The 10692-nt window shown below is 74.3% G+C and carries 10 protein-coding genes; 6 read left to right on the top strand and 4 right to left on the bottom strand.

Going from position 1 to position 10692, the window contains the following annotated elements:
- The 6 genes from B9S58_RS01005 to B9S58_RS00980 all read left to right on the top strand — a co-directional run.
- Positions 1-982, top strand: a 982-nt coding sequence (locus B9S58_RS01005; protein WP_103530258.1) for an ADP-ribosylglycohydrolase family protein, incomplete at its 5' end; no start/stop codon positions are given.
- On the top strand, positions 891-2102 hold the full coding sequence (locus tag B9S58_RS01000; RefSeq protein ID WP_103530256.1) for an ADP-ribosylglycohydrolase family protein: 1212 nt from the start codon (positions 891-893) through the stop codon (positions 2100-2102). The genes B9S58_RS01005 and B9S58_RS01000, both read left to right, overlap by 92 nt.
- A complete protein-coding gene (locus tag B9S58_RS00995; protein WP_103530255.1) occupies positions 2099-3466 on the top strand; it encodes an ADP-ribosylglycohydrolase family protein in 1368 nt (455 codons plus the stop codon). Before B9S58_RS01000 ends, B9S58_RS00995 begins: the two co-directional genes overlap by 4 nt.
- Entirely contained in the window at positions 3463-4347 is an 885-nt protein-coding gene (gene rbsK / locus B9S58_RS00990) for a ribokinase (protein WP_103530254.1), read from the top strand. Before B9S58_RS00995 ends, rbsK begins: the two co-directional genes overlap by 4 nt.
- Positions 4344-5597, top strand: coding sequence for a CaiB/BaiF CoA-transferase family protein (locus B9S58_RS00985; protein WP_258044134.1), 1254 nt, complete (start codon positions 4344-4346; stop codon positions 5595-5597). The genes rbsK and B9S58_RS00985 overlap by 4 nt, the downstream gene beginning before the upstream one ends.
- The gene (locus tag B9S58_RS00980) at positions 5594-6460 is read left to right on the top strand and encodes a CoA ester lyase (protein WP_103530253.1); all 867 of its coding nucleotides are present in this window, start codon (positions 5594-5596) and stop codon (positions 6458-6460) included. The genes B9S58_RS00985 and B9S58_RS00980 overlap by 4 nt, the downstream gene beginning before the upstream one ends.
- A 66-nt stretch (positions 6461-6526) precedes the next feature.
- Here B9S58_RS00980 and lgt read toward each other — a convergent pair whose 3' ends face one another.
- The 4 genes from lgt to trpB form a co-directional block, all read right to left on the bottom strand.
- Positions 6527-7468, bottom strand: a complete 942-nt coding sequence (gene lgt / locus B9S58_RS00975) for a prolipoprotein diacylglyceryl transferase (protein WP_103530252.1) — start codon at positions 7466-7468, stop codon at positions 6527-6529.
- 133 nt (positions 7469-7601) lie between these two features.
- Complete coding sequence (locus B9S58_RS00970) at positions 7602-8435, bottom strand: thioredoxin domain-containing protein (RefSeq protein ID WP_103530251.1); 834 nt, start codon at positions 8433-8435, stop codon at positions 7602-7604.
- Positions 8436-8510: 75 nt separating this feature from the next.
- Positions 8511-9323: a tryptophan synthase subunit alpha gene (gene trpA / locus B9S58_RS00965; protein ID WP_103530250.1), complete on the bottom strand. Its 813-nt coding sequence runs from the start codon at positions 9321-9323 to the stop codon at positions 8511-8513.
- Positions 9320-10606, bottom strand: a complete 1287-nt coding sequence (gene trpB / locus B9S58_RS00960; protein ID WP_103530249.1) for a tryptophan synthase subunit beta — start codon at positions 10604-10606, stop codon at positions 9320-9322. The genes trpA and trpB overlap by 4 nt, the downstream gene beginning before the upstream one ends.
- Positions 10607-10692: the final 86 nt, after the last annotated feature.

Genomic DNA, 10692 nt, shown 5'->3' with positions numbered 1-10692 from the left:
CGCCCGTACGGTGCTGGCGGCGGCCGACGACGCGGTGGGCCTGGCCCCCGGCCGCCGGATGCGGGACGCGGTCGACCGGGCCTGGAACGCGCTGGCCGCCACCGTCGCCGCCGCCAGCGCCCGGGCCCCCGAGGTCGAGGCGGCCGTCCTCCCGCTGCGGGCCCGCATCTCGGTACGGGCCGGGCTCGGTAACCTGGCCGCCGGGCTGCGGCCGCCCGCCACCGGGCACGACAACCCGCACTACTTCGACGACGCCGCCTGCGTACGGGCCGCCGTGCTCGCCGTGGTCCACCCGGGCGACCCGGAGGAGGCCGCCGCGCTCGCCGAGTTCGACGCCCGCTACACCCAGGACGGCGACGGGGTGCACGGGGCACGGGCCGTGGCCGCCGCCATCGCCGTGGCGCTGGCCGGGGCGGACGTCGACACCACGGTGAACGCCGCCCTGGACCGGCTCCCCGAGGGGACCGAGATCGCCCGCAACGCCGCGCACGCGGTCCGCCTGGCCCGGGAGTTCGCGGGCGAGCCGGCCGGGGCGTTCGCCCTGGTCCCGGTGCTGGAACACCAGATCGTGGACCACGTCTACAGCTACGGGATCGCGGCGGCGGAGACCGTGCCCGTCGCCCTGGCCCTCACCACCGCCGCCCGGGGCGAGTTCGCCCAGGCGGTCCCGGCCGCCGCCTGCCTGTCCCGGGTCGCGGACTCCGCGCCCGCCCTGGCCGGGGCGCTGACCGGGGCGATCGGCTCGATCACCGCCGTACCGGCGGGCTGGCGCGAGGCCTGCCGCACGCTGGCGGGCTGTGCGCTGCCCCGGCTCGCGGGCACGGACCTGATCGAACTCGCCGGGCTGCTGGCAGCCACGGAACCGGCCACCCCGGGTGGACAATTCCGACATGACGCCCACTATGCCCACGGCGCCCGCACCGACCACGGCAGCCGCACCCTCGACACCGCACCCCTCCCCCAGCACGCCCCGACTCGATGACCGCGTCACCCGGGCCCTCGTCGGAGCCGCCGTCGGCGACGCGCTCGGCGGCCCCGTCGAGGGCTGGACCCCCGAGCAGATCGCCGAGCGCCACGACGGCCGGGTGACCGGGATCGTCGGCCCCTGGCACGGCGAGGACTGGCGCACCGCGCGCCCCGTCGCGCCGTACCACAAGGGCGACGGCCACGTCACCGACGACACCCTGATGACCCACGCGCTGATCCGGGTCTACGACCGGGTCCGCGACCACCTCGACGCGTACGCCGTCGCCGACCACCTCGTACCGGATCTGCTCTCCCCCCGCTGGATCCCGGAACTGGAGGCCGAGGCGCTGCCGCTCCAGCGGATCTTCCTGGCGGAGAAGTGGATCGTGGCCCGGCTGCACTACGGGCACGTCGACCCGCGCGAGGCCGGTGCGGGCAACATCGTCAACTGCGGGGCGGCGATGTACATGGCCCCGGTCGGTCTGGTCAACGCCGGCCACCCCCGGGCCGCGTACGCCGAGGCGCTGGAGGTCGCGGCTCCCCACCAGTCCTCCTACGGCCGGGAGGCCGCCGGGGTCTTCGCGGCCGCCGTCGCCGCCGCCTGCCGCCCGGGCGCCACCCCCGACACGGTGATCGACGCCGTGCTCACCCTGGCGAAGGACGGCACCCGCTCCGCGATCGAGGCGGTCTGCGAAGCGGCCGCGAGACACGACGACTTCGAGTCCGCGCTCGCCCCGCTGCGGGCGGCGGTGGAGCCCTTCGACACGGTCGGCCCCGACTACCGCTGTCCCTCGCTCGGCGCCCGCCGCCCCTCCCGGCTGCACGCCGTCGAGGAACTCCCCATCGCACTGGGGATGTTGCTGGTCGGGGGCGGCGACTACCGGCGGACGGTGCTCGGTTCGGTGAACTACGGCCGGGACTGCGACTCCATCGCCACGATGAGCGGGGCGATCGTGGGCGCGCTGGGCGGCGAGACCCCGGCCGGCTGGGCGGCCACGGTGGCGGAGGCGAGCCGGCTGGACCTGGAAGCCCCGGCCCACTCCCTGGCGCAGGTGGCCCGGGAGGTCTTCGCCCGGGATCTGGAGCGCCGCCGGGCCCACGAGACCGCCTTCAGCGCGCTGGCCGGTGCGCGGTGAACGTCCGCCTCACCTGGGTGCAGCCCGAGGACCTGGTCGGACACGAGCTGCGGCAGGCCGCGCAGGACGGCCGGGACGCCCGGGAGATCGAGGAGCGGTGGTACGCGGCCGGGGGCTCCCCCGCCCCGGACCGGGCGGGCGCGTCCGAGCCGCCCGCACCGCCCCGGCTTCGGGCGCTGGCCGAGCGACTCCTCGATGAACTCGCCCTGCTGGACTCTCCGTCGACCGCCGACGAGCCCACCGAACTGAACGAGATCGTAGCCGCCTGCCCGCACTGGCCCGGGCCGCCCGGGGCCGCCCCCGGCGTCGGGCAGGACCGGCTGCACGCGGCCTGGCTCGGCCGGGCGGCGGGCTGCCTGCTGGGAAAACCGGTCGAGAAGCTGCCGCTGACCGGCATCCGCGCCCTGGCCCGCGCCACCGGCAACTGGCCCCTCACCAACTGGTTCACCGCCCACGGAGTGCCCGCCGAACTGCTCGCCGCCCACCCCTGGAACCGCCGCTCGGCCCCCACGTCCCTGGCCGAGAACATCGACGGCATGCCCGAGGACGACGACCTGAACCACCCGCTCCTCACCCTGCTGTTGCTCCAGCGCCACGGGCGTTCCTTCACCACGGCCGACCTGGCCCGGCTGTGGCTCGACGAACTCCCGGCGGGCCGTGCCTTCACCGCCGAGCGCATCGCGTACGGCAATCTCCTCGCGGGCGTCGAGCCCCCGGAGACCGCCCGTTTCCGCAACCCGTTCCGGGAGTGGATCGGCGCGCAGATCCGGGCCGACGTGCACGGCTGGACCCATCCCGGCGACCCGGCCGGGGCCGCCGCCCAGGCCCACCGCGACGCGGTCCTCACCCACACCGGCAACGGGGTGTACGGCGCGATGTTCACCGCCGCCGCGCTGGCCGTCGCGGCCGGGGGCGAGAGCGATGTGCACGGCTGCCTGGCGGCCGGGCTGCGGGTGGTGCCGCCGCACTCGCGGTACGCCCGCGCGGTCCGGCTCGGCGTCGGGACCGCCCGTACGGAAGGGGACTTCGACGTCGTCGTGGACCGGCTGCACGCCGTCTACGCGGACACCCACCACTGGGTGCACGTCCTGCCCAACGCCGCGTTGCTGGCCGCCGCCCTCACCCACGCCGACGGCGACTTCACCCGGTCGATCGGCCACGCGGTCTCCGGGGGCTGGGACACCGACTCCAACGGGGCGACCGCGGGGTCGCTGGCCGGACTGCTGGCGGGCGGGCCGGACGCCCTGCCCGAGCGCTGGACGGCTCCGCTGAAGAACCGGCTCGCCACCTCCGTACCCGGCTTCGACCGGACCGGGTTCGACACCCTCGCCGCACTGACCCATCAGGAGGCTCTGCGCCCATGACCCGCATCGCGGTACTCGGCAGCACCAACATGGACCTCGTCGCCTACACGGCCCGCGCCCCCGGACGCGGCGAGACCGTCACCGGACGGGAGTTCCGGACGATCCCCGGCGGCAAGGGCGCCAACCAGGCCGTCGCCGCCTCCCGCGCGGGCGGGGAGGTGACGATGATCGGCGCGGTCGGCGACGACGTGTACGGGGCCCTGCTGCGCGACGGCCTCGAACACGCGGGGGTGGACACCGACCTGCTGCACACCGCCGAGGGCCCCAGCGGCACCGCGCACATCGTGGTGGACGACACCGGGGCCAACTCGATCGTGGTGATCCCCGGCGCGAACGGCGTCGTGACCGCGCTCGGGCCCGGGGAGATCGCGGCGGTCGCCGCCGCCGACCTGCTGCTGATGCAGCTCGAACTCCCCCTTTCCGCCGTCGTCGAGGGTGCCCGCGCGGCCCGCGCCCAGGGGGTGCGGACCATCCTCACCCCCTCCCCCGCCCAGCCCCTGCCCGACGAACTCCTCGACCACATCGACCTGTTGGTCCCCAACGAGCACGAGGCCGCCGAGCTGTCCGGGCAGGCCGAACCGCACGCCGCCGCCCAGATCCTGCTGCGGCAGGTGCCCGAGGTCATCGTCACGCTCGGCGCGAAGGGCTGCCTGTACGCGGCCCGGGGCGGCGAGCCGGTGCTCTTCGGGGCCCCCGCGGTGAACGCCGTCGACACGACCGGGGCCGGGGACACCTTCGTCGGGACGCTGGCCGTGGCGCTCGGCGAGGGGCGGCCGGTGGCCGAGGCCGTCGCCTGGGCGTCGGCGGCGGCCGCCCTGTGCGTCCAGAAACCCGGCGCGTCCACGTCCATGCCCTACCGGAGCGAGATCGAGGCCGCATGAGCACGACAGCAACAGGAAAGCCGGCCGGCGCACACCCGCCCGCCGGCCCGCACGCACCGACCGGCGCAGGGCCCCTGACCGGGCTGAAGGTCATCGACCTGGCCACCCTCTTCGCCGGCCCGCTCGCCGCCACCATGCTCGGGGACTTCGGCGCCGACGTGATCAAGGTCGAGCACCCCCGCAGGCCGGACCCCTCGCGCGGGCACGGGCCCGCCAAGGACGGGGTCGGCCTCTGGTGGAAGCTGCTCGGACGCAACAAGCGCACCCTGACCCTCGACCTGTCCGCGCCCGGCGGCCGGGACGTGCTGCTCCAGCTGGCCGCCGGGACCGATGTGATCGTCGAGAACTTCCGGCCCGGCACCCTGGAGCGCTGGGGGCTGGGCCCCGAGGAGCTGCACGCCGTCAACCCGCGTCTGGTGCTGGCCCGGGTCACCGGCTTCGGCCAGTTCGGGCCGTACGCCCACCGCCCCGGCTTCGGGACCCTCGCCGAGGCGATGAGCGGGTTCGCCGCGATCACCGGGGAGCCGGACGGGCCGCCGACGCTGCCGCCGTTCGGGCTCGCGGACTCCATCGCGGCGCTGGCGACGGCGTACGCGGTGATGGCCGCGCTCGCGGGGCGGGAGAGGACCGGCGAGGGGCAGGTGGTGGACCTGGCGATCATCGAGCCGATCCTCACGGTGCTGGGCCCGCAGCCGCTCTGGTACGACCAGCTCGGTTACGTCCAGCCGCGCACCGGCAACCGCTCCCGCAACAACGCCCCGCGCAACACCTACCGCACCGCCGACGGCCACTGGGTCGCGGTCTCCACCTCCGCCCAGTCCGTCGCGGAGCGGGTGATGCGGCTGGTCGGCCGCCCGGACCTGATCGAGGAGCCCTGGTTCGGCGCGGGCACCACCCGGGCCGAGCACACCGAGGCGCTGGACGGGGCCGTCGGCCACTGGATCTCCCGCCACAGCCGGGAGGAGGTGCTGGACGGCTTCGAGAAGGCGGAGGCGGCCGTCGCGCCGATCCATGACGTACGGGAGGTGATGGAGGACCCGCAGTACCGGGCGCTGGATACCATCACCGAGGTCGACGACCCGGAGCTGGGGCCGCTACGGATGCAGAACGTCCTCTTCCGGCTCTCACGGACACCCGGCGGGATCCGGTGGGCGGGCCGCCCGCACGGCGCGGACACCGAGGAAATCCTGGCCGGGCTCGGCCTCTCGGAGACGCGGATCACGGCGCTGCGGGACCAGGGGGCGCTGTGACCGGCCGGCCGATCCCGGCCCCGCCACTGCCGGAGGGCCCGCCGCCGCCCGTCGGCCGGCCGCCGCTGACCTGGCTGTACGTGCCCGGGGACCGGCCGGAGGTGGTGGCCAAGGCGCTGGGCTGCGGGGCGGACGTGGTGATCGTCGACCTGGAGGACGCCGTCGCCCCGGACCGTAAGGAGTACGCGCGCTCCGCCACCGCCGAACTCCTCGGCGATCAGGTCACGGCGGCCCCGGACGCGGTGCCGGTCCATGTCCGGGTGCACGGCGAGGACGACATCCGGGCGCTGGCGGAGCTGCCGGGCCTGACCGCGTTCCGGCTGCCGAAGATCACCCACGCGGTCTCGGTGCACCATGTGGCGGCCGTGGCCCCGGGCGTGGCGTTGTATCCGCTGCTGGAGTCGGCGCTCGCGATCGAGCACGCGTACTCGATCGCCTCGGCCCATCACGCCGTACGCGGCATCGCGCTGGGCGAGGCGGACCTGCGGGCGGACCTGGGCGTACGGGAGGACGCCGGGCTCGACTGGCCGCGCAGCCGGATCGTGGTGGCGGCCCGGGCCGCAGCTCTTCCGCCGCCCGCCCAGTCGGTGTTCCCGGACGTCCGGGACCTGGACGGGCTGTCGGCGTCGTGCGGGCGGGGACGGGCGCTCGGGATGCTGGGCCGGGCGGCGATCCACCCGCGCCAGCTGCCGGTGATCGAGCGGGCGTTCCGGCCGTCGGCCGAGGAGATCGAGGCGGCGGAGGAGATCGTCGCGGCCTCGGCGGTGGAGGCGGGTGCGCTGGCGTTGCCGGACGGGAGGTTCGTGGACGCGGCGGTGGTGGCGTCGGCCCGCAGAACGATCGCGCTCGCCGGGCGGGCCTGAGATTCCGGGCCTGCCCGGCGAGCGGGAGGTATGCGGGGGTGGACGCGCCTGCCGGGGCGCGGCCGGTCAGCTCTTCTCGGCTGCTTCGGCGGCTTCGGTGCTCTTGGCGGTGGCGTCCTTGCCGGACTCGCCCGGCTGGTCCTTCGTGAACGGGTCCTTCTTCTCCGGGGCCGCGTCCTTCTCCGGGGCCGCGTCGCGGTCGGGCTCGACGATCTCCTCGCGTCCCGGGCGGATCTTCGCGGAGACCACGATGTAGACGACGGCGAGGACGAAGACGATGATCGCGGTCCACACGTTCAGGCGGAGGCCCAGGATGTGGTGGGCCTCGTCGACCCGCATGTACTCGATCCAGCCGCGTCCCGCGCAGTAGGCCGCGACGTACAGCGCGAACGCCCGTCCGTGGCCGAGCTTGAAGCGGCGGTCGGCCCAGACGACCAGCAGCGCGACGCCGATGCACCACAGCGACTCGTACAGGAAGGTCGGGTGGTACGTCCCGGCGACCCGGTTCGGGCCCTCGCTGATCTCCAGCGCCCAGGGGAGGTCGGTGGGCTTGCCGTACAGCTCCTGGTTGAACCAGTTGCCCCAGCGGCCGATGGCCTGGGCGATGACGAGGGCGGGAGCCATCGCGTCCGCCCAGGCGGGCAGCGGAATGCCCCGGCGGCGGCAGGCGATCCAGGCGCCGACGGCACCGAAGGCCACCGCGCCCCAGATGCCGAGGCCGCCCTCCCAGATCTTGAAGGCGTCGACCCAGTTCTCACCGTCGCTGAAGTACAGCTGGTAGTCGGTGATCACGTGGTAGAGCCGGCCGCCGACGAGCCCGAAGGGCACCGCCCAGACGGCGACGTCGGCCACGGTGCCGGCTTTGCCGCCCCGGGCGACCCAGCGCTTGTTGCCGAACCAGACGGCGACGAAGACACCGATGATGATGCAGAACGCGTAGCCGCGGAGCGGGATCGGGCCGAGCTCGATCACGCCGGTCGACGGGCTGGGAATGAAGGCAAGGTTCATGGCGGGGTCGACGCTACCTTGCCGGGCGGTGGGTACGGCAAGCCACCCGGCAACTTCTGGGTAACGAGGGCCGCGTCACGGGCGGGTGCGGGCCCCGTCAGGAACCGGGGGCGGACGACGGGACGGCCGGGCCTCAGGACCCTTCCGCCGAGGCGGAAGGGGCGGCGGTGCCCGGCTTCTTGCCCTTGTTGGCCGCGGCGGCCCACTTCTTCAGGTTCTCCGGGGAGATCTGCTCGTCGTCCTTGCCCGGGAAGACGGACTCCCCGTTGAGCAGCACCGTCGGCGTGCCCTGGAAGCCGCCCTCGCGGAACGCCGTGTCGGACTTCTTCACCCAGCTGTCGTGCTCGCCGTCCTCCACACAGCTGCGGAAGCCCGGCGTGTCGAGCCCTTCGACCCTTCCGGCCAGCTCGATCAGCCGACTGTTCCTGCCGAAGGCGTCGTCCGGCTCGGGTGGCTGGTTGCTGAAGAGGATGTCGTGGTACGGCGCGAACTTGCCGGCGTCCTGGGCGCAGGCGGCGGCGTTGGCGGCGCGCAGCGAGCCGGTGCCGCCGAGGTTGCCGTCGATGATGGTGGCCAGGTGGTACTCCACCTTGACCTGGCCGTCGTCCGCCAGCTCCTTGATGGTGTCCCGCAAGGCGTTCTCGAACTGGGCGCAGACGGGGCAGCGGAAGTCCTCCCAGATCGTGAGGGTGGACGGGGCGCCGGCCGCGCCGACCGGCAGGGTCAGGGCGTCCTCGCCGGTCGCGCCCGACGGGGCGATGGCGGGGCCGGTGGCGGTGCCGCCGCCGTCGTCCTTGCCGGCGTTGGCCGCGATCAGGCCGACCACGGCGGCCAGGGCGAGCACCCCGACCACAGCCGAGGCGACGATCAGCGTCCGGCGGCGCTTCTCGCGCCCCTTCTCCCGCTCGCGCTGCTGGGCCAGGCGCTCACGCGCACTTCTGTTTCCCTCAGGGATCTTGTCGCTCACACCCGGGGAACGAACCGGGGAGGCACCACCGCGCCTCCCCGGTCCACAATCCACCCGTTCGGGTGATCCAAGGGCTCAGTGCTTTCGAACGCCTTCGGCCAGTTCGCCCGCCAGGGAACGGACCGCGGCGAGGCCGGCGGCCTCGTCGGGGGCGTCCAGCACGGCCTTGACGAAGGCCGAGCCGACGATCACGCCGTCCGCGAACCCGGCGACCTCGGCGGCCTGCGCCGCGTTGGAGACGCCGAGGCCGACGCAGACCGGGAGGTCGGTGGTGGCGCGGGTGCGTCCCACCAGGTCCTGGGCCTGGGCGCCGACGGAGGCGCGGGTGCCGGTGACGCCCATCAGGGACGCGGCGTAGACGAAGCCGCTGCCGGCCGCCGTGATGGTGGCGAGGCGGGTGTCCTGGCTGCTGGGGGCGACGACGAACACGGTGGCGAGGCCGTGCTTCTCGGCGTGTTCACGCCACAGCGCGGACTCCTGGACCGGCAGGTCGGGCAGGATGCACCCGGCGCCGCCCGCCTCGGCCAGCTCGGCGGTGAAGCGCTCGACGCCGTAGCGGTCGATGGGGTTCCAGTACGTCATGACCAGGATCGGGACGCCGGTGGCCTCGTGCGCCTCGCGGACCGTACGCATCACGTCGGCGATCCGGACACCGCCGCGCAGGGCGATGTCGTCGGCGGTCTGGATGACCGGCCCGTCGAGGACCGGGTCGCTGTGCGGGAGCCCGATCTCGACGACGTCCGCGCCGCCCGCGATGACGGCCTTGACCGCTTCGATGCCGCCGTCGACGGTCGGGAAGCCGGCCGGGAGGTAGGCGATGAGCGCCGCCCTGCCCTCGGCCCGCGTGGCGGCCAGGGTGGTGTTCAACAGCTCGATGTTGCCGCTCACTTGGCGTCCCCCTCGATCTCGGCACGGTCGCTGTCGGCGTCCGCTTCGACGGCGGCGTCGGTGTCGTAGAGCCCGAAGTAGCGGGCGGCGGTGTCCATGTCCTTGTCGCCCCGGCCGGACAGGTTGATGAGGATCAGCCCGTCCTTGCCGAGCTCCTTGCCGAGCTCCAGGGCTCCGGCGAGCGCGTGGGCGCTCTCGATCGCCGGGATGATCCCCTCGGTGCGGGACAGCAGGCGCAGGGCCTGCATGGCGGCGTCGTCGGTGACCGCGCGGTACTCGCCGCGTCCGGTGTCCTTGAGGTACGCGTGTTCCGGGCCGATGCCGGGGTAGTCCAGGCCCGCCGAGATGGAGTACGGCTCGGTGATCTGGCCCTCGTCGTCCTGGAGGACGTAGGAGCGCGAACCGTGCAGGATGCCGGGCTCCCCCGCGGTGAGCGTCGCCGCGTGCTCTCCGGTCTCCACGCCGTGTCCGGCGGGCTCGCAGCCCACCAGGCGGACATCCGCGTCGGGAATGAAGGCGTGGAAGAGGCCGATGGCGTTGGAGCCGCCGCCGACGCAGGCGACCGCCGCGTCCGGGAGGCGGCCCGCGCGCTCCAGGATCTGCCGGCGGGCCTCGACGCCGATGACGCGGTGGAAGTCGCGGACCATCGCCGGGAAGGGGTGCGGGCCCGCGACCGTGCCGAAGAGGTAGTGCGTGCGGTCCACGTTGGCGACCCAGTCGCGGAACGCCTCGTTGATGGCGTCCTTCAGGGTCCGCGAGCCGGACTTCACGGCGACGACCTCGGCGCCGAGCATCCGCATCCGGGCCACGTTCAGCGCCTGGCGCTCGGTGTCGATCTCGCCCATGTAGATGGTGCAGTCGAGGCCGAAGAGGGCGCAGGCGGTCGCGGTGGCGACGCCGTGCTGGCCGGCTCCGGTCTCGGCGATGACGCGGGTCTTGCCCATGCGCTTGGTGAGGAGCGCCTGACCCAGCACGTTGTTGATCTTGTGCGAGCCGGTGTGGTTCAGGTCCTCGCGCTTGAGGAAGATCCGGGCGCCGCCCGCGTGCTCGGCGAAGCGCGGGACCTCGGTCAGCGCGCTGGGCCGGCCCGTGTAGTCGACCATGAGCTCGTTGAGCTCGGCGGCGAAGGCCGGGTCGGCCTTGGCCTTGTCGTACTCGACGGCGACCTCGTCCACGGCGGCGACGAGCGCCTCCGGAATGAACTTGCCGCCGTACGCGCCGAAATAGCCCTCGGCGCTGGGGATCAGACCCTCGGGGTCCGGGATGAAGAAGTCGGACGACATGCGACGTGCTCCTTGGCATGGCAACGGGTGGGTTGACCGTATGCGCGAAGCGGCGAGCGCCACCGGGACCGTCTGCGGTCGCGGCG

This window comes from Streptomyces sp. SM11, assembly GCF_002910905.1.
In the GTDB taxonomy this organism is placed as follows: domain Bacteria; phylum Actinomycetota; class Actinomycetes; order Streptomycetales; family Streptomycetaceae; genus Streptomyces.
The sequence above is the reverse complement of the archived record's forward strand: the minus strand, read 5'-3'. Positions and strand labels throughout refer to the sequence as shown.